General features: G+C 53.5%; 21 protein-coding genes. 7 read left to right on the top strand and 14 right to left on the bottom strand.

Features of this window, described 5'->3' with window-relative positions:
- Nucleotides 1–131 precede the first annotated feature (131 nt).
- From LKE23_RS06245 to LKE23_RS06265, 5 genes are all read right to left on the bottom strand, one after another.
- Nucleotides 132–2,018 (bottom strand): M13 family metallopeptidase, encoded by a 1,887-nt coding sequence (locus LKE23_RS06245; protein WP_434737614.1) that lies wholly within the window; start codon nt 2,016–2,018, stop codon nt 132–134.
- Between the two features lie 90 nt (nt 2,019–2,108).
- Nucleotides 2,109–2,402, bottom strand: a complete 294-nt coding sequence (locus tag LKE23_RS06250; RefSeq protein WP_291976480.1) for a hypothetical protein — start codon at nt 2,400–2,402, stop codon at nt 2,109–2,111.
- The gene (locus LKE23_RS06255) at nt 2,347–3,681 is read right to left on the bottom strand and encodes a vWA domain-containing protein (protein ID WP_291976481.1); all 1,335 of its coding nucleotides are present in this window, start codon (nt 3,679–3,681) and stop codon (nt 2,347–2,349) included. Before LKE23_RS06255 ends, LKE23_RS06250 begins: the two co-directional genes overlap by 56 nt.
- Entirely contained in the window at nt 3,681–4,838 is a 1,158-nt protein-coding gene (locus tag LKE23_RS06260; protein WP_291976482.1) for an ATP-binding protein, read from the bottom strand. Before LKE23_RS06260 ends, LKE23_RS06255 begins: the two co-directional genes overlap by 1 nt.
- Nucleotides 4,839–4,843: 5 nt before the next feature.
- Entirely contained in the window at nt 4,844–5,476 is a 633-nt protein-coding gene (locus LKE23_RS06265) for a DNA-3-methyladenine glycosylase (protein WP_291976485.1), read from the bottom strand.
- 63 nt (nt 5,477–5,539) lie between these two features.
- Here LKE23_RS06265 and LKE23_RS06270 point away from each other — a divergent pair, with 63 nt between their 5' ends.
- Nucleotides 5,540–5,911, top strand: a complete 372-nt coding sequence (locus tag LKE23_RS06270; RefSeq protein WP_291976487.1) for a DUF488 domain-containing protein — start codon at nt 5,540–5,542, stop codon at nt 5,909–5,911.
- A gap of 40 nt (nt 5,912–5,951) precedes the next feature.
- Here the strand turns inward: LKE23_RS06270 and LKE23_RS06275 are convergent, their stop codons facing one another.
- Nucleotides 5,952–6,269, bottom strand: coding sequence for a DUF7671 family protein (locus tag LKE23_RS06275; protein WP_291976489.1), 318 nt, complete (start codon nt 6,267–6,269; stop codon nt 5,952–5,954).
- 118 nt (nt 6,270–6,387) lie between these two features.
- Between LKE23_RS06275 and LKE23_RS06280 the strand changes: the two genes are divergently transcribed.
- Nucleotides 6,388–7,029 (top strand): NAD(P)H-hydrate epimerase, encoded by a 642-nt coding sequence (locus LKE23_RS06280; RefSeq protein ID WP_291976491.1) that lies wholly within the window; start codon nt 6,388–6,390, stop codon nt 7,027–7,029.
- 196 nt (nt 7,030–7,225) lie between these two features.
- Here LKE23_RS06280 and hisS read toward each other — a convergent pair whose 3' ends face one another.
- The 3 genes from hisS to LKE23_RS06295 form a co-directional block, all read right to left on the bottom strand.
- Complete coding sequence (gene hisS / locus LKE23_RS06285; RefSeq protein WP_291976492.1) at nt 7,226–8,503, bottom strand: histidine--tRNA ligase; 1,278 nt, start codon at nt 8,501–8,503, stop codon at nt 7,226–7,228.
- 335 nt (nt 8,504–8,838) lie between these two features.
- Complete coding sequence (locus tag LKE23_RS06290) at nt 8,839–10,026, bottom strand: MDR family MFS transporter (protein WP_291976493.1); 1,188 nt, start codon at nt 10,024–10,026, stop codon at nt 8,839–8,841.
- A gap of 14 nt (nt 10,027–10,040) precedes the next feature.
- Nucleotides 10,041–10,661, bottom strand: a complete 621-nt coding sequence (locus LKE23_RS06295; RefSeq protein WP_291976494.1) for an LVIS_2131 family protein — start codon at nt 10,659–10,661, stop codon at nt 10,041–10,043.
- A 251-nt stretch (nt 10,662–10,912) separates the two neighbouring features.
- On the opposite strand from LKE23_RS06295, the gene LKE23_RS06300 reads away from it, so the two are divergent.
- Nucleotides 10,913–11,098, top strand: a complete 186-nt coding sequence (locus LKE23_RS06300) for an LBP_cg2779 family protein (protein ID WP_291976495.1) — start codon at nt 10,913–10,915, stop codon at nt 11,096–11,098.
- Nucleotides 11,099–11,145: 47 nt separating this feature from the next.
- Here the strand turns inward: LKE23_RS06300 and LKE23_RS06305 are convergent, their stop codons facing one another.
- A complete protein-coding gene (locus LKE23_RS06305) occupies nt 11,146–12,087 on the bottom strand; it encodes a LacI family DNA-binding transcriptional regulator (RefSeq protein ID WP_291976496.1) in 942 nt (313 codons plus the stop codon).
- A 361-nt stretch (nt 12,088–12,448) separates the two neighbouring features.
- Here LKE23_RS06305 and LKE23_RS06310 point away from each other — a divergent pair, with 361 nt between their 5' ends.
- Together LKE23_RS06310 and LKE23_RS06315 are read left to right on the top strand one after the other, a co-directional pair.
- Nucleotides 12,449–14,266, top strand: a complete 1,818-nt coding sequence (locus tag LKE23_RS06310) for a LysM peptidoglycan-binding domain-containing protein (protein WP_291976497.1) — start codon at nt 12,449–12,451, stop codon at nt 14,264–14,266.
- A gap of 126 nt (nt 14,267–14,392) precedes the next feature.
- Nucleotides 14,393–14,710 carry an ArsR/SmtB family transcription factor gene (locus tag LKE23_RS06315; protein WP_291976498.1) on the top strand — a complete coding sequence of 106 codons (318 nt, stop codon included), beginning with the start codon at nt 14,393–14,395 and terminating at the stop codon, nt 14,708–14,710.
- 195 nt (nt 14,711–14,905) lie between these two features.
- Here LKE23_RS06315 and LKE23_RS06320 read toward each other — a convergent pair whose 3' ends face one another.
- From LKE23_RS06320 to LKE23_RS06335, 4 genes are all read right to left on the bottom strand, one after another.
- Nucleotides 14,906–15,139: a hypothetical protein gene (locus LKE23_RS06320; RefSeq protein WP_291976499.1), complete on the bottom strand. Its 234-nt coding sequence runs from the start codon at nt 15,137–15,139 to the stop codon at nt 14,906–14,908.
- A gap of 162 nt (nt 15,140–15,301) precedes the next feature.
- The gene (locus LKE23_RS06325) at nt 15,302–17,281 is read right to left on the bottom strand and encodes an ABC transporter ATP-binding protein/permease (RefSeq protein WP_291976500.1); all 1,980 of its coding nucleotides are present in this window, start codon (nt 17,279–17,281) and stop codon (nt 15,302–15,304) included.
- 118 nt (nt 17,282–17,399) lie between these two features.
- Nucleotides 17,400–18,071, bottom strand: a complete 672-nt coding sequence (locus tag LKE23_RS06330; protein ID WP_291976501.1) for an ABC transporter ATP-binding protein — start codon at nt 18,069–18,071, stop codon at nt 17,400–17,402.
- Between the two features lie 15 nt (nt 18,072–18,086).
- A complete protein-coding gene (locus LKE23_RS06335; RefSeq protein WP_291976502.1) occupies nt 18,087–19,157 on the bottom strand; it encodes an ABC transporter permease in 1,071 nt (356 codons plus the stop codon).
- A gap of 158 nt (nt 19,158–19,315) precedes the next feature.
- On the opposite strand from LKE23_RS06335, the gene LKE23_RS06340 reads away from it, so the two are divergent.
- A complete protein-coding gene (locus LKE23_RS06340) occupies nt 19,316–22,231 on the top strand; it encodes an LTA synthase family protein (RefSeq protein ID WP_291976503.1) in 2,916 nt (971 codons plus the stop codon).
- 243 nt (nt 22,232–22,474) lie between these two features.
- Nucleotides 22,475–24,082 (top strand): Nramp family divalent metal transporter, encoded by a 1,608-nt coding sequence (locus tag LKE23_RS06345; RefSeq protein WP_291976504.1) that lies wholly within the window; start codon nt 22,475–22,477, stop codon nt 24,080–24,082.
- The last annotated feature ends 38 nt before the right edge of the window (nt 24,083–24,120 follow it).

Raw genomic sequence — 24,120 nt, forward strand, 5'->3', positions numbered from 1 at the left:
ATTCAATTAATTTTCCGGGAAATACTTCTTGCTAAGACAATATCAAAGCCATTCGCAAATGTCACGCTAACTTTTCCAGACATAAAAAAACACTGGAAGCTTATCATCTAAGCCCAGTGAATTTTCTGTTATTACCAAATGTTAACCCGATCCGCGGGGGCCCTGTACATCTTATCGCCCGGTTGGATATCGAAGGCGGTGTAGAAGTCGGCCTGGTTCTGGGCCTGGACGTTGGCCCGCAGCTTTTGCGGGGCGTGAACGTCGATTGACAGCAATAATTGATCATACTGCTTGGTGGCCTTCATCCGCCAGATCGTTGCCCAGTTAATGAAAAATTCTTTGGCATTGAAATCGGCCTCACCCTTGGCGGCCTCGAGGGCACAGCTAAGTCCACCCCCGTCGGCAATGTTTTCGGAAACGGTCAGCTTACCGTTGACCTTTTGTCCGGCAAACGGCAGGCCGTCGAACTCATCGATCATCTTCTGGGCTAATTGCTTGAAGTGGGCAGAATCTTCCGCGGTCCACCAGTTGTTCAGGTTCCCGTACTCATCGAACAGCGCCCCGTTGTTGTCGAAGGCGTGGGAAATTTCGTGGGCGATTACGGCCCCAATCCCACCGTAGTTCTGGCTGCTGGATTGCTTTAGGGAGTAGAACGGCGCCTGCAGGATGGCCGCCGGGAAGACGATGATGTTCTTGAACGGGTGGTAGTAAGCGTTAACCGTGGCCGCACTCATCTCCCAGCGCATCCGGTCCACCGGCTTATTCCAGCGCTTGAACATTTCTCGGTTGCGAGTGATCGTCAGTTGGTTCAGGTTGGCGATTAGGGACTCGCCATCGTCGACCTTCAGCTGGTCGTAGAGTGCCGGGATTTTGTCCGGGTAGCCAACCTGAATGCCCAACTTATCAAGTTTCAGAATGGCCTTTTCACGGGTGGCCTTGCTTAGCCAATCATTCTTCGCCAGCCGGCCCTTGTAGACCTTGACCATCTGCTCAACCATGTGGTGAACGTCGGCCTTTGCCTTAGGCCCGAAGTACTTCTTACCGTAGTAGTCCCCGGCCACCTGGCTGAAGACGTCACGGGCCAGGTAGTAGGCAAACTTCCGCTGGCTGATCGGCTTCTTGCTGCCGGAAAGGGCTCGACCGAAGCGGCCGTTAATCTCCCGCATTTCGTCATCCAGGTAGCTGGCGTAGTCACGAATGACGTTGACAATCGCCCAATCCTTGAAGAGATCGAAGTGGTCCTTCAGGATTTCGTCTAAGGCCTTGAAGTAGTCCGGCTCGGTCACGATTACCTTTTCCGGCTCCGTGCCCACCAGCCGCTTAATCACAGCGGCCAGGTCCAGCTGGTCCGTGGAAGCCGCCAGCTCGGCCACCGTCTGCGGGTTGTACATCTTGCTGTAGTCAGCCGCTTCTTCGGCACTCTTGACGTGCGGGGCCAGCAGCGCATCGAACTGCTTGGCGTGCTCAATGATCGCTGCGGCCTCGTCCTTGTCGTACTTGAGTTTGTCCATCAGCGTGGTCATCATGTCCGTCCAAAGCTTCAGCAGTTGGTCGTGCTCCTGCTTCTTATCTGGAGCATAGTAGCTCTTGTCCGGCAGGATCAGCGCTGGTGAAGAAGCAAAGAGCGCATATACCGTGGCGTTCTTCATGTCGGCATCGATGTCAAAGCTGACCGGTGAAGGCAACCCGGCCATGATCCAGTTGCGCCACTGGTTCTGGTAATCATCATAGGACTGTAAGTCGGTCACACTGGACAGGACCCGCTGCAGTGCCTTGGGGCCGATCTTTTTCCGCAGTTCGAATTTCTTGGCAACCCGATAAAGCTTGATCATTTCATTGAAGCGCGCGTCGTCGGACTTTTCCTTCCCATCCGCGTAGGCGTCAAAGTCATCCATCATCTGCTTGTCGATTGCGTCCACCAGGTCGTTGAATCCCCCGGTTGCCGGCTTGTCGTCAGGAATCTTTGCCTGCTTGATCCATTCGCCGTTAACGGCTTCGTACAGGTCATCCTTGATCATTTTTTCGTCTATTGCCACAATTTTGTCCCCCTTAAAAGGTTTAATACCTTAATTATACTATTTTTCGATTTTAGCGACACTCACGACGCACTAGTCCTGGAAGGGGGCCAATAAAGCCTGCCGAGCTCCAGGCGAGAACCACTGATCATGGCGCATAATCAGCTGGTTGACCGACTGATAGTTACTTAGGTCGGTCGTACCCGCCAGCAGCCCCGCAAGCTGGAGCTGCCGGGCAAAGTGAACGTCGGCGGCCTCCAAAACGTTGCGGTAGATCGGCTGATCATCCGGGTCCCAATTTTCGTTCAAAAGGCCGACTGCCCGCCGGTACTCATCGCTGTGGGTCAGGACCCGCTGCATCGCCTGTGGATTCAAAATGCTTGTCATCCCTGATTCCCTCTTTCAGTTGAAATACGTGCCCGCGCGGCTGCTTGACCGACAATTGACCAGACGTGGTCGTCAGGAGCCAGTCAACATTCCGGTAGCGGTGCATGCGAAGCTTTTCTTCGCCCCAACCGTCAGTAATAATCACGATCACCGCCCCGGTGCGGGAGACGTGGTGATCACGCAGGTAGTCAAAAATCGCCTGGAAGCTGGTGCCGCCACCGCCTTGACGCTGCCATTCAATCTGATGACCACTGCGCAGCCGTTGTCCCGGGCCATACACCTTCGCATCAAAAGAATAGACGGTTACCATCGGGCGTTCGCGAGCAACCAGGTTCCGAATTTCAGCCAGCGCCCGGCGGATCTCAGCATCGGTCATCGAACCAGAATTATCAACGAAGATTCGCAAGTCGGCAGTCTGGTGGCTGACCTGACCGGGCAGATCCATACGCAACGGTTGACGCCGATTGAAACGTGCCCGCGACTTCTCCTTGCCCCGGGTGATCTTGCCGACCTGGTGACGAAGAACCGACTGCCAGTCGAAAGCAGCCGACTGGCGGGGACCGGTCAGCTGCTGTACTACCTCACCCGGCAACAAACCCCGATCGCGCTTGGGGGTCTGCTGCCAGGCGTGGCGCAGGACTCGTCGCAGATTAGCCAGGCGAATCTGTTGACTCCCCTGGCTGGCCTGGCCGACGGACGTGCGCCAGCCCTGGTGGCCGTCCGTCCCCAGCGCCGATTGTTGCCCATGACCCTGACCGCTTAAGCGCAGGCCACCCTTCTTTAAGCGTTCCTGCTCCTCAACCGTGGTGTTTTCCAGCAGGATGAGATATTCCTGCGAATCCAGGCGGGCGGGAACCCGCTTCCGCAGCAGGCGTCTTAACTGCGCCAACGTGGCCGTGCTGGTGGGCGCTGCCGCTAGGTACTGATTAACCGCCACGTCGGTTGCCACCTTGACCATGTCGGGATGCGGGTGCTGAGCATAACGCAGCGGATGTTGCCAAAGCACGTGCAACGCTTCGTGGGCCAGCAGCGTCTGCTGATCATCGGTGCGTAGTTGCAAAAACTGGTCCGGATTGATCCTCAAAATTAGCTGATCCCCTTGCCAGGCAAGTTCCGCGGTGGCGGCTTGATCGGGATCGTAGGAACGGGGCAGCTGGAGCAAAACTTCGCCCAGGAACCGGTGACTCTGGAGCAGCTGAACCACCGCCCGGGTTGCTTGATCCGCAGCAGTTGTGTCTTGCCGTTTCTGATGGTGAAATAAGCGGTCTAAAAAGCTCATCAGCGATTGTCTCCCCGCGTTGCAATCACGGCCAGTTGCTGGTAAAGCTGGGCCACTGCACCAGCGGGTTCCTCCTTAGCCCGTTCATACATTGGCTGAAGAATGTTGTCCAGCCGCTCCCCTATTGATTGAGCAAGGGCATACTGACCGTCCGGGCTCACCATCGCCAGCAAGGCCCCAAAATGCTGGGCGCCGGCCTCCGAACTCAACGGCTGGCCTGAGTCATCCCTGATCCAATCTCGCAGGAGGGCCAGCTTGGTTGCATCGTCAACGGACCGAAATTCGTCCCGACTGCTTTCCTTAGTCTGCAGCTCTTCGACGGTCAAACCGCGGCCGTGTGCCAGGACAAACTGAGCAAAGGAGGCCCCCACTTCGGTCCCCAGATCACCGCTGAAGAGGTCGGCGGCCAAAGATTTTTGAATCTCGGCCGGTAACTGAGCCAGCTGGTCCAGGTTCTTGGCAACCCGTTCCCAGGCCCGGGGTGTCGGGTGAAGGTCCTGCTCATCCCGATTAATAATTGACAGTCGCTCCGGATAGGTGGTCAGGTAATCGACAACCATCGAATTGAGGCCAACCGATCGGGCCCAGGAGAGCCATTCGGCGGTCGAAGTGGTCATCACCAGTCGAACGGTCCGATCCTTGATCGCCGCGTCTGCGATCGCCACGTCATACTCACTCTCGGTGAAGCCAGCCATGGTCGCGTCGGGATTTTCGGCAATCACGATCCGAACAGTCTCCGGCAGACGCAGGGCGTTGATCCGCCGCTGCAAGACCAGGTTCATCAATTCGCTCTGGACGGCCTGACTGCCCCGGTTGAACTCGTCTAAGAACCAAACGATTGGTTTATCCGGATGGGCCTCGGCGAACTTGATGATGCTGACCAGGGTTTCCGAATAACCGTACTGGACGTTTGCCAGCCGGCCATAGTGCCGAGTCTCGACAAAGGAGTCACTGGTCAACGGTGGCACCGGGATTGCCAGGTCACCCTTCTCGCTCAGGCTCACCACGGTCGTGTATAGCTGGGCTCCCATCTTAGCAGCCACTTCCTCCACCAGGGCGGATTTCCCGATCCCCGCGTCACCGACAATGTTGGGAACGTTGCCCGCACGGAGCACCAGTGGAACGGCGATTAATAGTTGTTGATATGTTAAGGCCATCTCATTCAGTCCTTCCAGCCGTGTTTTTCTAAGTCCATCTCCCGCTTACGCATCCCCGAAACGTAGGGGTTGCCGGCAACGAAGAAGCGGCGCGGCTTGGCACCATCCTTGCCTGCCAGGTTAACCCCGATTCGGGCCGTCGTGATTATTTCCCGGGGAATTTTAAAATTTTCCAAGTCCACGTAGAGGGGGCTGTCCTCCATCGGCTGCCCATCTAGCCGGCGCGAACTGATTCCCAGCGCCTGAACCAGTTTGGCAGGGCCATTGGTAAGGTTGATCCCGGTCATTTGGCGATGCTTTCTCATTAAATCAATGCCCTCACAGGGCTCGATCCCCCGCAACAAAATCCCCTGCGGCTCTTCTTTGTCTTGAACAACGATGTCGAAGCAGTAACGGCCACGAATCTGGTAGAGGTAGATGTCGCCCGGCATGCCGTAAAGGGAAGCGGTATAGTTGGTACGGCGGCCATTAAAGGCGTGGGAGGCCGAATCGTTTTCACCTAGATAGGCCTCGGCTTCGACAATGTAGCCGCTGGTCTTACCGTCCGGACCCGTGTAACACACCCGCTTGCCCAGCAGGTTCTTGGCAATTTCTACAGTTGGCCGGCCGGTGAAAAATTGTTGATATTTCGTCAGCATCGTTTAACTTCCCCCTCAAAGATACTATTCTTAAGGTACCACGAAACGAAAGAAGCGACAGTAATGGAACTCAAAATTGAACGAATTTATACCAAGCCCGCCGACCTAAATGGCTACCGCATCCTCGTCGACCGGCTCTGGCCGCGCGGCATTTTCAAGGATAACGCCCACCTCGACAGCTGGCTCAAGGAGGTCGGCCCCAGCACCGAATTGCGGAAATGGTTCGGCCACGATCCCGCCAAGTATGCGGGATTCAAGGAACGCTACCTGCAAGAGCTGGCGGCTAATCCGGCTTATGACCAGCTCAAGGATTTGGTGAGCCAGCAATTGCCAAAGCAAAACGTGATCCTTTTGTACGGGGCCAAGGACGAGCAGCATAATCAGGCGGTTATTCTTCGCCACCAATTAGTTGCTGATCTCAAATTAGAACAATAAGAGGATCTCCAGCATTATTCTGTGCCCGGATCCTCTTAACTCAATTCAATAGCTGCAATCCCGCCTGTAAGACATCACCGTCCACACTGGTCGTCAGGAATCGCTGCATCGGCGTCTCGCTGTGCCGGTCCTTAAAGGCCAGCGGCTCGGCGGCCAGGATCACCGCCGTCAGGTTGTTTTCGGTCATTAACAGCTGGCCGGGGCCCGTGTACTTGCCCTTGGTGTGCTTGCCAATGCGCCAGACGTGGAGCTTGGCGTTGCCGGCAGGGTCCAGCTTTAACTGGTACTTGCCATTAGCGTCCATTTCGACCGGGATACAGGTAAACTTCAGCACCTTGTACTTTCCCTTTTTGCTCATTCTTTTTGCCACCTTTGTTTAATTTGCTTTCTATTTTAATCAATTTTGTGCTAACTGTCACATTATCATCCCCGCCGATTAGTGCTACAGTTAAGGTAAATGAATGGGGGAATGATTTATGAATAAAACACCGATTACCGCCGAACAAATGCGGCACTACGATTCCTACACAATCAACACAATTGGCATCCCGTCACTGGTGCTGATGGAGCGGGCCGCCCTGGCCGTCCGCGATGAGATTCTACATGCCTTCCCGCTTTACCTCGACCGAGTCGTTGTCGTCGCCGGCAGCGGCAACAACGGTGGAGACGGGCTCGACGTCGCCCGGCTTCTGCACATTGCCGGGGTCCACGTAACGATTCTCAACGTCGGCAACCCGGACCACGCCTCGGATGAGCATCAGGTTCAGGATAAGATCTGCCAATACTACCAGATCCCCGAAACAACCGACCTGACCGTCCTCAAGCGGGCAACCCTGGTCGTCGACGCCATGTTCGGAATCGGCATTGACCGGCCCGTCACCGGTGCCTACGCCGACGCGATCAAGGCCATCAACGCCAGTGACGCCCTGGTCGTTGCCGTGGACATGCCATCCGGCATCAACACCGACACCGGCGAGGTTATGGGCGTTGCCGTCAAGGCGGATGCCACCGTCACCTTTGCCTTCAACAAGGTCGGGCTGACCAAGAATGACGGTGCCAAGTACGCCGGCCGGATCATCATCGCCGACGACATGGGCACCTACGCCGTGGATGATTAACTAAAAATGAGGCCGGGAGAAAGAAATTTTCTCTCGGCCTCTTTTGCTTTTTCGAATATTGGAAAGATAACGTGGAAAACAACCGTGGGGCTAGTGTCTAGCTACGGACGAAAGCCGACGCCTTTAGCGTCGACTCCCGTCCTAGGCTAGCCATACGCCCCACTCTGGTGGTTGTTTCCCACTCACATTTTTTAGTTTACTTAAGGTACTTAGCCGGATCAGCCACGAAGTCCTTCACACTGACCTCAACGCTGTCCTTGGTGGCCGCGTTCTTCAATTGGAACTGACCCTCGTCGACTTCCCGACTGCCGAAGACGGCGAAGTACTTGGCGTTGCGCCGGAAGGCTTCCTTGATCTGCTTACCGACCTTGACGCCGCTGTAATCCTTGTCGGCCACGATGCCCTGCTGGCGAACCTGGTTCAGAATGTCGAAGGCCAGGCCGTCACCCTTGTCATCAGCACTGGCAAAGAAGACGTCCAGAGTGTCCTTTGGCGCAAAGTCTGGATTTTCCTGCTGGAGGAGGAGCATCAGCCGCTCAACCCCCATGCCGAAGCCGATTCCACCTTCTTCGGGACCGCCGAGCTGCTTGATCAGGCCGTTGTAGCGTCCACCGGCACAGACCGTCGTGTAGCCGCCACCGAAGACCGGTGAGTCGGACATGATCTCGAAGATGGTGTGGTTGTAGTAATCCAGCCCCCGAACCATGTTGGTGTCGATCTCGTAATCAATTCCCAGTTGCTTGAGCAGGCTTTGAACCTGGTCAAAGTAGGATTGGGACTCCTCATCCAGATAGTCGAGGATGGATGGGGCGTCGGCCACGATCTTCTGGTCGCCTTCGTCCTTGCTGTCGAGGACCCGGAGCGGGTTGCGGTAGAGCCGGTCCTGGGAATCCTTGCTCAGTTCGTCATAGTGAGGCTTCAGGTAGTCAATCAAGGCCTGGCGGTAGTCCTCACGCACCTGCTTGTCACCCAGGGTGTTGATCGTCAGCTTGACGTTCGGCACACCGAAGCGTTTGAAGAGGGTCATCGCCATGGCAATAACCTCAACGTCAATCTGTGGTGACTCGTTGTTTAAGGCCTCCACCCCGATCTGGTGGAATTCACGCTGCCGGCCGGATTGTGGCCGTTCGTAACGGAACATTGGCCCCATGTAGTAAACCTTGTACGGTTTCGGGTATTCTGGACCGTAGAGTTTGTTTTCCACGTAGGCCCGGACAACCCCGGCCGTTCCCTCTGGGCGCAGGGCGATGTGACGATCACCCTTGTCGCGGAAATCGTACATTTCCTTTTCGACAATGTCGGACGTGTCCCCGACGTTGCGGGAAAAGACGTTGTAGTCTTCAAACATCGGTGTCCGGATTCCCCGGTAGCCGAATTCATGGAAGACTTCCCGTGCGCTTGCCTCAACTTTTTCCCACAGGCCGGTCGTTCCCGGCAGCAGGTCTGCAGTACCCTTTGGTTTTTGATAATCCATTTGATTTGCTCCCTTCGTGTCTTCGCGTTTTAAGTAGAAATCGCCCTCCAAGGCCAATGCCTTAGAGGGCGATTTTAATCACTGTGCCACCTCTATTCGCAACGGCCTCACAACCGCTGCCTCAGGAAGTTGTCATAACTTCGCGGCGATAACGGAGCCACCGGAGCGGGATACTAAGCATTTCCCCCGTCCAGCCAAGTAGAGGTGACTTAATGACGGCCGCCAGTTTTCAGCTGCCCTGGTTCTCTGCATCTTCTGCCGTCACTTTTTATTCTACTGAACGCTTTTAAATTCATTAGTGATTCTACCATACCAAACAGCTGCGGTCTACCTTCTTAAGCCTGCGCCTGCATGTGGTGAACATGAATCAGGTAGGTCAGAACAATCCCCAGGGTGATAATCATCATCAAGAAGACGGAGATGAACAGGATCTGATAGTTTCCCTGCTCAATGACATAACCACCGTAGAGGGGCCCGATCGCCCGCCCGACCGAAATCGTGATGTTGAGCAGGCCCTGGTAGTGACCGGCCTCATTGACGTCGGTCAGCTGGGCCACCCAGGCCGGCAGACCGGCAAAGCTAGTGGTCTCCCCGATCGTCAGAATCACAAAATCAACCACAAACGCCGCCAGGCTGCGGGCGAAGACCAGCAGCAGGAAGGAGAGGGCGAAGATGAAGATCCCCACGATGATCTGGCTTGAGAGCCGCACATAGGGACTGAGTTTGTTGACCAGCGGCTGACCGATGATGATCAGGATCCCGTTGAGGGTCCAAAGCATACTGTAGGCGTAGAACGGAATCCCCATGTTGGTCATGTGGACCGCCATCACGCTTTCCCACAGGGAGTAGCTCAGGTGGATCGTCACCAGGTTCAACAGGATCAACCAGACCAGGGTGATTAATCGGCGGTGTTGGGCCGAACGCGCTCCACTTCTGGCTCGCATGGCAGCGGACTTCTTTGGCAAAACAATTCGCACGTTGAAGGTCAAGACGACCAGGATTGTCAGCAAAACGTAGAAGACGGTTGCCACGGCAAAGACCAGCACTACGCTGATTGGCAGCAAAACACCAACCAGGAGCGTTCCGATGACCACCCCAATGTTGAAGGCCATGTAGATGTAGTTGAAGACGTAGCGGGACGTCCGATCGCTGACCATTGAGCCGTAGGAATTGACGATCGTCGCGTTGATCCCATCCCCAAAGCTGTTCAGCATCATTAAAAGGGCAAACCAGGGCCAGGTGTGAATAAAGATCAGCAAAAAGATCGCCAAGGTGGACAGACTGACCCCCACCAGGGCCGTCTTATACTGACTCCAGTGGTCAAAGAGCCACCCTCCGCTGTAGTTGCCGGCCATCATGGCAATGGACATGAAGAGCATCACGATCCCCGCCGTTGTCAGGGTCTGGTGCAGGTAGTTGTGCATGTACATCGTGGTCAATGGCCATAAGAAAGCCGCCCCGGTGTTGTTAAGCAGACTTGCCAGGGCGACCCATTTTAATTTAACGGTTGTTTTGGCTGTCATAATGATCGCTTATCCTAGCGTTGCTCAACCATTTCTGCCGATGGCACCCGCAGGAGCGTGTAGGCTGTCGACTGACGGTTAGCCCGCAAGCCAATCCCGTTGAGCGGCGTGTTGCGGTAGCGGACGGACATGACGGCAGCGAAGGCATGACCGGTGCGGGAGTCCTGCTTCTTGAGTTCCTTTTTATTCCACGGCAGGCCAACGGCGTTCAGAGGAATAATTCGGTCGCTGTCCGCCACGGCGCCAAAACGTGAGTTGGTGACGTACTTGTTATTGCCGGACCAGTAAGTGTAGGAGACGATCGGGTGGCCACCACCCTTGCTCCGGTTTGCCAGAACATAGTAGTAATCGTCCCCCCGATTATTGATCTGCAGGGCGTAGTATTTCGTGCTGACCTGTGCCTCGGCCCGGTTACCCAAATCAACCCTGTGGAAAAAGGTCGCGTGGGCCATTGCACCCAGCCAGATCAAGGACACGGCCAGTAAGGCGACGTAACGTAAGAACAGTTTCTTGTCAAAGGCCTTCTTGGTTTTCGCAATCAGCATCAACTGCTGAACCCGAATGTAGTGGATAACGTAGCAGAGAAAGGCGATCGCTAAAATCCATAGCAGCCAGCCCAGCCAATTCCAACTCATAATCATTCTTCTCCCATCGTAAAGTGTTTACCCTAAATTATCACACAAAAAGGCCGTAAAGTCCCGCCCTTTCCGTTGATAAGTAGCACAATTTTTCGATTTTTCTAAAGTTAAAGCGACCGCGTTGGTCAGATTTAAGAACTGTGCTAAACTTTATTTTGGTATAAAATAGGATCTTGTTCTATAATTGGGCAGTAGTATTTAGGCATTGAATCTCTTAGTGAGGTTTGAACTAAGGAGGAATTGATTTCATGGACAATTTGAGTGACTTAGCTCGCGAATTAATCAACTTTGAGCGTGAAAACGACTTAAACGATAACGAAGTTGCTTTTGGAAGTCACCTATCCGTTGAACGGGTACACGACATTAAGTCAGCTAACTCTGCGGCGACTTCGGAAGAAACCGAATTGCTCCAACGGTTTATGCAAAGCAAATAACCATAAAAGAAAAGCGACTGTGATTTGAAATCACAGTCGCTTTTCTTTTATGATCGATAGAACTTCACCGGCACCACAACCGACGCCACTTTTTCCTGGGGTTTCGCGATTCGCTGCAGCAAGGTCTTGATCAGCTGCGCGCTCAGTTCGCCAATTGGCTGAATGACGGTCGGCAATTCAGGGGCAACCTGGCGAATCAGCTTCGAGCCATCGTAGCCCGTAATGCGGAAGTCCTGGTTCATCCGCAGCCCCGCCTGACGGTAAATATTGATGATCTCCAGGGCCTGAACATCGTTGGAGGCAACCACACCGTCGTAGATTCCTGGAAAGACATCCTGAAGCTGGCTCTTGTTAATGTCGATCGGGTCAAAGCTGCGGCCCTGCTGGCTCAGGTAGTCCACGACCCCCTGCAGCCGGTTGACCGTCGGCGAAACGGATTGGTCTTCGTCAACGATCACCGCAAGCCGCTTAACGTTATGATCCAGCAAGTACTTGGCCGCCAGTTGACCACCCCGGTAGCTGTCGGCCGAAACGATTGGAATATTGTCAGCCAGGTACCGGTCAAAGGACACGATTGGGGCCGTTATCTGATGATATTCATCAATCCCCAAATTATGGGAACCAGAAATAATGCCGTCTACCTGGTTGGCCATCAGCATGTTGAGGTAATCGTGCTCGATCTCCGGATTTTCCGCCGAGGAGGCAATGATCGCCTTGTAGCCCTTGGTAAACAGCTGGCGTTCAAGCTCGTTAACCAGCTCAGCAAAGAACGGATTGATCAGGTTAGGGAAAATCAGGCCGATAAATTGGGACGGTTTCCCCTGCATGGCCCGGGCCAGTGCGTTGGGTTGATAGTTCAACTGCCGCATTGCCGCGTGAACCTTTTTTATCGTTTTTTCGCTCAATGAACCGTAGTTGTTGATCACCCGTGAGACCGTCGTCACTGATACGCCGGCCACCCTGGCAACATCGCTTAGCTTTGCGACCATAGAAACAATCCCGTTCCTTTCGTTTGTTAATTGTTTAATGTTAAAAACTTTATTATTATAACCCATCTTTACCACTAGGACAGGCTTTTCACCCAATTAATATGCTAATTATTTCATTCGTTAAAGATTTGTTTGGGATCCATTCTGATTGCAATTAGCCAGTAAAGCTTGCTGCAACGGACGAAATCCACTTAATAATATAATATTTCTTATTTTAGCATCAAAGCTAAATTGACGTTTTACCTAATAAATGTTACTTTGATACTAGCTGAAATCTTAATAAGTTCTTAAATATTTTCACCAAAACTTATGAATTTATTTATTAACCTTCAAGTTTGTTTTATAAAGGGAGTTCGTGCCAATGAATCGTCAAGAATCAACCAATGTGACCACTCGTTTCAAAATGTATAAAAGCGGCCGTAAATGGATGTTTGCCGGCATCACCGCTCTCACCATGCTGACTGCTACTGGTGCAGTTGCCCACGCCGATAATCAAAGCCAATCCGTTCAGAGCCAATCAGCCGTCGCCGAAGTCACCAGTTCTGCCACCAGCGATAATTCCAGTGCGGCAAGCGACAGCAGCTCCGTAACAATCAGCGCTGCTAGTGCTGCGGCCTCATCTGCCAATTCAGCGGTTCCATCCGCCGCCAGCGCTTCTTCAAATTCGGCCAGCACCAGCAATGCCGCCCCGGCTGGGTCCGCTTCCGCAAGCCAGGCCACAGTCGCTAGCGCATCAGCCAAGGCCGTTAACGCCGCCACTAGTCAGCAGCAGACCACGACTGATCTGAATAGTCTCCACTTCAGCAATAATGCCCGTTCTCAGCAATTCATCGAGAGCGTGGCTGCGGGAGCCGTTCAGGGCTGGAGCAAATACAAGGTCCTGCCGTCAATTACCGTTGCCCAGGCAATCCTCGAAAGTGGCTGGGGCCAGTCGTCGCTATCGACAAGTGCTCACAACCTTTTCGGGATCAAGGGGTCCTATAACGGTCATTCAGTAACTATGCGGACGCGGGAGGTCTATGGTGGCCGCAGCGTCTACATCAATGACAATTTCCGGGCTTACGCCAATAACTCCGAATCCGTTGAAGATCACGGGAACTTCTTAGCCAGCAACCGGCGTTACAATAACCTGATCGGTGACACCAACTACGTCTCCGTTGCCAACAAGCTGCGCCAGGACGGGTACGCCACCGACCCAAGCTATGCTCAATCCTTGATTAAGCTGGTCCAGACTTACAACCTTACCCAGCTCGATGCCGTTGCCCTGTCCGGTCACGCGGTTGTCAACAATTCACAGGAGGAAACCTCTACCAAGGCAACAGCCGGAACAACGACCAACAATGCTACCACCAACGGGGGAACCAATTACTACACCGTTCAACGTGGTGACACCCTCTCCGCGATCGCTAGTCGCTTCTCAACTACGGTTAACACCTTGGCAAACCTGAATGACATTCAAAACGTCAACCGGATTTACATCGGGCAGCGCCTCCTGGTTCACCAAAACGAGACAAGTACGCAGCAGAGTCAGCAAGCAACAACCACCACGGGCTCCACTACCACTACCCAGTCGCAGACGCAGAATACCCAACAGACGACCACGTCCGTTTCCTCATACACGGTTCAGCGTGGCGACACTCTGTCCGGCATTGCCGCCAAGTTCAACACCACTTACACTGCTCTGGCACAGATCAATCACCTAACGAACCCGAACCGAATCTACATCGGCCAACAGTTGCAGCTGCGGGCACAGTCAAGTAAAACTACTACCAGCAGTACGCAAGCGGCGGCAACCAGCAGCTCGCACCAAACGACCACCAGCAGTTCAACGGCTGCTACCTACACGGTCAAGAGCGGTGACACCCTTTCTGCGATTGCCGCCAAGTTCAATACTAACTATGAGCAACTGGCTCAACTAAACGGCATTTCAAACCCGAACCGGATTTACGTTGGGCAACGGCTGCAAGTTCAGACTAGCAGTCAATCGACAACGTCCTCGTCCCGTTACCGACTTGCCGCTAATAGCCGCACGAACAGCACTGGCAGCTACACCGTTCAGAGCGGCGATTCCTTGTCAAAGATCGCAGCCCACTATGGTATTAGCTGGCGGACATTGGCTTCCAAGAACCAGCTGCAAAGTCCATACATCATCTACGTTGGTCAAAAGCTAGCTCTCTAATAACAACCTCAAAAAGCAAAAGTTTTTACACACTTTTGCTTTTTTTAGTTTAAAATCTTAAAATAAAGGTATCTTGAGAATGTTAACGCTTTAAAATAACGCAACAGATAGAAAGTACGTGATCCAATGCCAGTTCGTAGTATTAACCAAGTTCCCCACCTCACAGAAGTCAGTCAGCTTTTCAAAATCCTGGGCAACCCGAAACGACTGCAGCTGCTCTACCTGCTGATTCAGCATTCAATGAGCGTTACGGAGATCAGTGAAAGCCTTAACTGGGAACAGTCTGGCGTGTCACACCAACTTCAGCTGCTGCGCAAGTATAACCTGGTCCAGCAGCGCCGAAAGGGAAAGGTCGTCATCTACCACCTCGACGATCCACAGGTGGTGGTCCTGATCGCTGACGTCCTCAGCCACGCAGAACGAATTGTTACCAGTGAGCATTAATTAAAAAAGGAGACTGGGAATTATCCCAGCCTCTTTGCCGTTATATAGCTATAAATGCTACAGCGCGGTAGCTGGCTGGATTCCGAACGTTGATAAATCAACGTCCGGAACGCCTAGCCAGCCTCGCGGGGGTGGGAAGACGAACTCGCAAGCGAGTTCTGTCCCACTCCCTTTGTGTGCCCTGCCAGCTTGTAATTAAATAAACTTTAACTGAAAGTCTTCCTTGCTCAAGACATCGTCGACCGTTAACTGTTCGCCATCGTGAAAGTGAGTTTGGTCGAGATAAAAGCCTGGGTGAGCATGCCCATAAAACTTAAAATTATACATTGGTGCCGAATCATTCGTTTCAATCCGCATGATTCCTTGTGTTCGATCGGAGCAACTAACCGTCTGTGTCTTGCCATTGTCATGAACGTAAACTATCGTCACTTTTAACACCTCCGTCTTAATTATACCCCTATTTTGGTCTGCCTAATTAAATTTTAACCTTGATATGCACTTATTATACTTTTTATCGCTAAATGACCAATTAATAAAGCATCCCAGTAGAATCAGCATTGACCCTACTGGGATGCTTTAACTGTAATTAATTTAGTCTGCCGCTAGGGCATCAATTGGGTTCAGCTTGGCCGCCCGCCGTGCTGGCAAGAGGGCCGCAATGAACGAAATGACGATGGCAATCACGAAGGCAAAGATAATGTTGCCACCGGTGATTTGCACGATGTTGTACTTAATCAGGCCGTAGAGGGCGTGGTTGAGAATCAGGGTCACGACCAGTGCCAGCACCACCGCCAGCACAGCCGAAAAGAGGCCGATCAGTATTGATTCGGAGGTGAACAGGCGCCGAATGTCTTGTTTTCGTTCACCCAGGGCACGCAGGATCCCAATTTCCTTGGTCCGCTCGGAAACCGACATGTACATCGTCACGATGATCATCAGCGCGGATACCAGGAGCGAAATTCCGGCGATAGCCGCCAGAACGGTCGAGGCCAGGTGAACATAGGTGTTGACCGTCTTCAGGACGGAGCCAACGGTAATGGCGCCCAGCACACGTTTGTTGTTATTATCGCGCATGTTGTCGATCCGGTTGGCAACCGTCTGGACCTGGTCAAGGTTCTTCACGATGACGGCTGCATAGTTGGCGGTAGTGGTCCCGCCCCCGGACTTCAGCAGGTTCTTCATTGTTGTCGCGTTCAGCGCGGTCGAAGCACTGGCCCCGTCCGCAATTCCGCTCACCCGAACGTCACCGGCGATCTGGACCGGCTTACCCGCTTTATCAACCCAGGTAAACGACAGGTGGACCTTCTTGCCGATCAGCTGCCGGTACTTTTTAGCACTGCTCAGCTGAATGGCCTGCTGCTTGGTCAGCAAAATTTCATTATTCCCCGGACGGTGGCCTTTCTTGATCGAATTTGTCGTGATGGAGTGGTTCCAGGTGGTCAGGTTGGTCCCGCTCTGCTGCAGCTGCTTATAGGAAAGGCGGAAGCCCGGCACCATTACCCCGGGTTCAACGGTCGAGACGCCCTTCATTTTCTTCAGGCGGTCAATGTTGTGTTGGCTGATGAACATCGACTGCGGATCAGCCGACATATTTTGCATCGATGACCGCAACTGGTCCTGGCTCATCTTCTTTCCACTGACGTTACGGAAGACCGTCACCGCCCGTGGGTTGGCCAGGCTGTTGACCTGGTCCTGAATATAGCCATTGATCCCGTTGCCCAGGCCGCTAAACAGGATCACCGCGAAGATCCCGATCGCCGTCCCCAGCATGATCAGCGAGTTACGCCAAAAGTTGTACATCAAGTGCTTAAAGGCCGTACGGTAGCTCGCCGCTGCCGGCAGCACCCGGGCCGCAATGTGAGTGGGATGCTCTGGCAACGGATAGGTCGGCCGGAGCTGCTGGTCGCCGTCGATCTTACCATCCGCCAGGTGAACGATCCGGGTCCCGTGGTCGGCAACTTCTTGGGAGTGGGTCACGGCAATCACGAGCTTACCGTCCTTAGCAATGTTATCAAGCAGGGCCAGCACCTCTTGGGTGTTCTGCGAATCCAGGGCCCCGGTTGGTTCGTCGGCAATGATGATTTGCGGATCGCTGGCCAGCGCCCGGGCGATCGCCACTCGCTGCTTCTGACCCCCGGAGAGGTGGTTCGGGTGCTTGTCAACCTGGTCGGCCAGTCCCACCTTGTCGAGCAATTGAAGGGCCCGCTTCTTTCGGGCGTCACGGTCCAGGTCGGTCATGTCGAGGGCAATCAGAACATTGTCCAAAACCGTCAGGTGGGAAATCAAATTGTAGGATTGATAAATGTAGCCCACCGTGGAACGACGGTAATTATCCAGCTGCTTTTCCTTATGGTGGTCAAGCAGCTGCCCGTTGACTAGGACCTCCCCCGTAAAGTTACGATCCAGGCCACCGATAATGTTCATCAAGGTTGATTTCCCACCACCGGACTCACCGAGGATCGAAACAAACTCCCCCCGGTCAAAGCGAAGACTGATTCCGTTCAAAACTGGGAAAGCCTGCTTGTCCAGGTAGTATGACTTATGGATATCTTTTAATTCTAAAAAGGCCATTGCTTTCTCCTTTAACTCCCTACTTGTACTAGATAAGGTTAATTATAACAACTTACCGCCAGTCGGTGCATTCACCGCTACCGCTCTTTAAGAATTATTAAAATTTCCCGGGAAATAATCACTCGGCCTGAAGGTGGCCATCTAACAACTGGTAGGTGTGATCGGCAAACTCCCGCAGGCGCAGGTCATGGGTGACCACGATTACCGCTTTATTGTGGGCCGTGGCCATTTCCCGCAGCAGCCGGCCAACCGCCTTCACCCGCTCGCTGTCCAGGGCCGCCGTTGGCTCGTCAGCCAGGATGATCTGTGGATTGGCGTACAGCGCCCGTGCCAGGGCCACCCGCTGGTTCTGGCCCCCGGAGAGTTCTCCCGGATAGTGATTCAGGAGCTGGTCAATTCCCAGCTCCTTCAAGAGCGTGGTTAATTCTTCCTGGGTCAGGTTACCCTGCTTTTTAACCCGGTCCACCAGCTTAAACTGATCCACCACGTTGAGGTAGGGTAGAAGGTTATAGGACTGCAAAACAAAACCAATCGTCGTCAGCCGCAGCTGGTCACGCTGCTTGGGTGACTGCTCAGCCAAATTTTGCCCATCAATGAGCACCGTGCCGCTGTCCGGTGTTTGCAGGCCGCCAATGATCGTCAGCAGGGTGCTCTTCCCCGATCCCGATGGCCCGAGTATAAGATTCAGCTCGCCCAGGTCCGCACTGAAATTAACGTTATGCAAAACATCAACCCGGCTGAGCCCGGCGCCAAAGGCCTTGTTGACGTTCGTTAGTTCAATTGCCGCCATATTAATCAGCTCCTTTCAGTTGTTTAGCGCCGCGACCGGGTCAATCTTGAGGATCATCCTAACCGGCAGCAAGGCGCCCACCATCCCCAGGGCAACCAGCGCCAGCCCAATTCCGGCAATCGCCGGCCAGCTCATCAGGATCGGCACTTCGGTTGGCATCAGCAGCTGGGTAATCCAAGTAAAGACGATCCCGCCAATGACCCCGCAGAACATCAAGAGGGCCGCCTGAGCTAAAGTAGCGTTGACCAGGTGCCGGGCAGGAATCCCCTGCGCCCGGAGTACGGCATAGTTGGCCATCTTTTGCATCGTCAGGATGTAAAGAAAGACCGCGATAATCACCAGGGAGATCACCATCAGGAAGGCGATCATAAAGGTAAAGGTATTGTTCTGGGCAGTATAGCCAGGAAGCTTGTTGATAAACTGCTTGACCGTTAACCGACTCAGTCCTGGAAAGGCGCTCCCCTTAACGTTTTGATCCGCCACGACCCCGCTGGCAACTACGGCAGGGCCAACGCCGCGCAGCTTCCGCCAGTTGGCCAGGCTGGTATAGATCACCGGTGCGACGTTGAGCTTGGCATCCTTGGCAAAGCCGACGATCTTAAATGACTGACCGCCATCGTTTAGGCGGACCCGATCGCCCAGGTGGTAGCCCTGGGCCCGCAGTCCCTGATCCACCACGATTTCACGATCATTTTTTGCTTGACGGCCCGCAACCAGGTGCAGGCGCTTTTGGGCAATGAACTGCCGGGAATCCAGGCCAATCAACTGGGCATTTTGCTTATGCTTATGAGTACCCGTGGCGCGCGTCAGGACAACCGGCGTCTGACCGACCAGCGCTTCATGCCGATTCAATTTCTGCGGAAGCTGTGCCTGAGTGATCATCGACTGACTCAGGCTGCCGTTGGCATTCTTATTGAGAAAAACCGTCCGCGTTCCCCAGGAGTTGATGGCGACCTTGTTCTCATTGGCCAGTCCAAGCATCATCCCCATTAAAATGAACATCAGGTAGGAGACCAACATGATCATGACCGCAATTAGGACGTAGCGGAACTTCTCGTGCTTGATTTCTTTTAGTGCAAGAAACACCTTTATCACTTGCTTTCCTTTTATTTAAAAAGTGACACCATGTCACCACAAAGTATAAGCGCATTGGTGACACCGTGTCAACTTTACCTATTCGCCATCCTCCCAATCTGCGGTATACTAATTCAATGAATTGTTAATTACTGAGGAGATTTGAACTAATGAAACATCTTCGTGCCTGGTGGTCCTTTACCCTCCTAACAATTGGCTGGGCCACCAATGCCATCCTGTGGCTGCCTCAGCTGGGCCAACTTTATTCCCAGACCAATAACTGGTCAATGGTTGGCCTACAGCTTAGCCATAGCCTGACAATTATTTTCTTTTTACTATGTCTACTGGTCAGCGGTGACGTTTTGAGTCGCCGTCAGCAGCCGGTCGCCACCGCGGTCAAAATGTGGCTCTACCTGGTTGCCCTGGCCCTGACAGTTTTGCTGATAGAGTGGCTGGGCTTCAATCACTTTGACTACCATAATCTCTATAACAGCCTGCTGCCGATCAGCCGCAACCTGGCACCCAGCGCCACGGCCGTGATCATCGGCGCCGTGGTTCTCCCGTGGCTGCGACAAAAAGCCCAGTCAAATGCTATGCTCTGGATGGCCGTGCTCTTTCTGCCGCTGATCGCAACGACGCTCTTTAGTCAGGATGCTTTCGGCCTGCTCAAGGGCAATTCCGTCACCTTTTACCTCCTGGTCATGGCGCTCGGGAGTCTCGGCGCCAGTCAACCGTTCAAGCGGCGCACCGTCGCTAAGTGGCTGGGCTTGGCATTAATAGTTAACACCCTCTTAGTCGCCATGATGCCCAACGCCTCCTTCCAGGTGCACAAAACCATGGTCACCGCGGGGCGTTTTACCGTTCCGACCTCCTTTACCATGGTCATGGTCGCACTCGGCTGCTTTCTCCTGCTCCGTCAGCCACTGACCCGCTTTGTGAGCCAGCTACACCGGCCACACTTCTTCCTGTTAGGATTAGCCGTGCTGTTTGGAGACCAGGTGGCCACCGGGCAGTGCGCCCGCATAGCTGCTCAAACGAGCTCACCGGTCCTTCGTGCAGTGATCATCGTGGCCTTTGCCATCCTCGGCCTCCTCGTTGCCGGTTACGGTCCCGTCCTAGCCGAAAAGCTACAGGGGCCATGGCACATCAGCCAACGCATTGACCGGCTCTGGAACACCGATCACTCCCTGACGCCCGACCGACAATTGCAACAACTCGGTCGGCAGGTTGGTCGGTGGTTTGCTTCCCAATGGCCAACCTGGCTGGCGTTGGCAACGGCCTACGTCTTCGCCGACCTGTCACTCTACTACATGGGCAACCAGTCCCACTTCGTCAAGCAGTCGATGCTCTGGGTCACCCTGGTGCTGATTTTTCTGACTTTTAAAGCCCTCCAGGCGCTAACCAATCGTTACTGGTTAGCCCTCTTGCTCACCGGGCTCTTCAACGCCATCTGGATCGTCGCCAATATCCAGAAAATGGATCTGCGTAACGAACCGATCCTGCCGTCCGAGCTGGCAATGATCGACGACCTCGACAGCCTGCTCAAGATGATCGACTACCACCTGCTCATCTACGCAGGCATTGGCATCGTCGCCGTTATCGTCGCCATCATTCTTCTTGAACGGTGGCGTCGTGCCCAACGCCTGTCCTGGCCGTGGCGGATCTTCTGGCTGGTCCTCGCCGTCTGTGCCTTTGGCAGCTCCAATTTCTGGAACCACCACAACTCCCGGATGCAGACGCTGATGACCGGCTTTGACGATCAACCGCACTTCATCCACCAGGCCGTCGGTGCCAAACAGAACGGCCCGACCGTCCAGTTTCTAAACAATGTCGACATCACGATCATGGAAAAGCCCCAAGGCTACTCCAAAGCCGCGATGACCCGGATCAGCCGAGAATATGCCCAGGCCGCCAAGAAGATCAACGTCCACCGGACCACGCGGTTAAGAGATCAAACGGTGATTTTCAACCTGAGTGAGAGCTTTGCCAATCCGACCCGGGTTCCGGGTGTTTCACTGCGGCACAATCCAATTCCACGAATTCAGCACATCAAGAAGCAGACCACGTCCGGCATCATGATCAGCTCCGGCTACGGTGGCGGGACAGCCGACATGGAATACATGACCCTGACCGGCTTTGCAATGTGCAACTTCGCTCAGACCCTTTCGACGCCGTACACCCAGTTGGTACCGTTTCTCAAGCACAATCCGACAATCGTCCAGAGCTTCAACTACGCTGCGGCGATCCACCCTTACTCCAAGAAATTCTATGACCGGGGAACCGACTACCCAAAGTTTGGCTTCAAGAAGTTCTCCTACCTCGGCAGCAAGAAGTACCCGATTCGCCACCAGAAGACGATCGACAACAACACCTATATGTCGGATGAGACGGCCTATGCGAACACGCTCGACCAGCTCAACGCCCACCACGGTCCGCAATTCATCAACCTAGTCACGATGCAAAACCACCTGCCGTACAACAACCTCTATAAGGACAGCAAGACCGACTACTTCAAGGCCACGGTCGGCAACGGCACGGACCCTAAGCAGGTTGCCAACTATGCGGTCGGCATCCATTACACCGACAAGGCGGTCGCCAAGTTTATCAAGCAGATCGACCGGATTAATCGGCCAATCACCCTGGTCTTCTACGGGGACCACCTGCCCGGCATTTACCGGAACAGCATGAAGAAGGACGGCCTTAAATTACACGAGACCGACTACTTCATCTACTCCAACCCGGCTGCCCAGCGCCAAGGGGCCAAGCGGCTGACCCGTTCCACCCATTACGTGGCGCCGAACGACTTCACCGCCATGGTCGCCGAGCAGACGAACGCCAAGGTTACCCCTTACCAGGCCATGCTGACCATGCTCTATCACCAGTTGCCAGCCTACGCGCTGAGTACCCAGCAAAACGGGACCAACAGTTTTAACTCGGCGCCGGAATACGTTAACCAGCACGGCAAGGTGGTCACGTACAATTCGTTTACCAAGCACCAAAAGAAGCTTTGGCATGACTACCAGCTTGTTCAATACGACATCACGGCTGGTCACCACTACCTGCTGAAGACTAATATGATGAAATAATCATCTAGCATCCGTTCTTTTTGACGGGTGCTTTTTGTATGTCCAAAATATTTTTAAAATTTGTTTAAGACCACTTCGTAACCGTTTTCCACCCGTCAACGGTCACCATTTCCGCCTTTTAAATGGGCCGCTAAAAGCCGTTATGACGGCGGTTTTCAGTTGCATTGCATAAATTTTTATGTTAGCCTAACAAAGTATTCGAATTAAGTTAATTTTGGTTGTCAACCGGGTTAACAAAATAAGATGAAAGGTGGATTTGGCGTGGATAACACAAAAAATCAGCACCGTAAGCACCGCTTGATTGAGTATGCTAACGGGAAGTCTCTAGAAGAAATTAACGGCACCGTTGAAGTCCCTAAGGGAAAGGGATTCTGGCGAACATTATTTGCCTACTCTGGTCCTGGTGCATTAGTTGCCGTCGGGTACATGGACCCTGGTAACTGGTCAACCTCAATCACCGGTGGACAAAGTTTCCAATACACCCTAATGACTACCATCTTGATTTCAAGTTTGATTGCGATGTTGCTTCAATACATGGCGGCTAAACTCGGGATCGTGAGTCAAATGGACCTCGCTCAGGCAATTCGGGCACGGACCGGTAAAGCATTAGGAATTGTTCTTTGGATCATGACAGAATTTGCTATCATGGCAACCGATATTGCCGAAGTTATTGGGGCAGCGATTGCCCTGAACCTGCTCTTCCATATTCCATTAATTCCGTCCGTTTTCATTACGGTTTTGGATGTTTTAGTACTGCTCTTATTGACGAAGATCGGGTTCCGGAAGATCGAGGCTATCGTTGCCTGCTTGATCCTGGTCATTCTGTTTGTTTTCGCTTACCAAGTGGCCTTGTCCAACCCTGATTGGGGAGCTGCATTTATGGGGCTGTTACCATCAACCAAGGCCATCGCACAAAGCCCTAACGTCGGCGGCATCACCCCATTGAGTGGTTCCCTCGGGATCATCGGGGCGACCGTCATGCCGCACAACCTCTACCTGCACTCCGCAATTTCTCAGACGCGGAAGATCGATCATGACGACCTCGACAGCATTCGCCAGACGGTGCGGTTCACGACCTGGGACTCCAACATTCAGCTGTCCCTGGCCTTCATCGTCAACTCACTGCTGCTGATCATGGGGGTTGCCGTCTTCAAGTACGGTGCCGTCAAGGACAGTTCCTTCTTCGGCCTTTACGAGGCATTAAACAACACTTCGATGCTTTCTAACCCAATTTTGATTGCGGTTGCCAAGTCTGGAGTCCTTTCAACCCTGTTTGCCGTAGCATTGCTGGCATCTGGGCAGAACTCCACCATCACTGGGACCCTGACCGGTCAGGTGATCATGGAGGGGTTCGTTCACATGAAGATGCCACTCTGGGCCCGGCGGCTGGTAACCCGGTTGATCTCCGTTGTCCCCGTGCTGCTTTGTGTCGGCCTGACGAGTGGTGAATCCGAGATCCAGCAACACTCTGCCCTGAATATGCTGATGGAAAATTCGCAGGTTTTCCTGGCATTTGCCCTGCCATTCTCAATGCTGCCATTACTGATGATGACTAACAGTGAGGTTGAAATGGGTGAGTTCAAGAACCGTGGCTGGGTCAAGTTCTGTGGCTGGTTGTCAGTCATTGCGTTGACCTTCCTGAACCTTTACAACCTGCCTTCCACCTACGAAGGTTTCGGCGTTTGGTCCAAGGGCACCGCGGATATCCTGGCCTACGCCTCGATCGTAGTTATCCTGGCCCTGTTGATCTGGACCTGTGTCGAACTTTACCGCGGTGACAAGCGCTTTGCCGCTGAGGGGAACGGCTTTGGTCAGCACGAATCAACCATGAAGGGTTATAAGAAAGATTAACGAATTAAACTAAGGAGGATTGGCAAATTGCCAATCCT

This window comes from Limosilactobacillus sp., from assembly GCF_022482365.1.
Lineage (GTDB): Bacteria > Bacillota > Bacilli > Lactobacillales > Lactobacillaceae > Limosilactobacillus.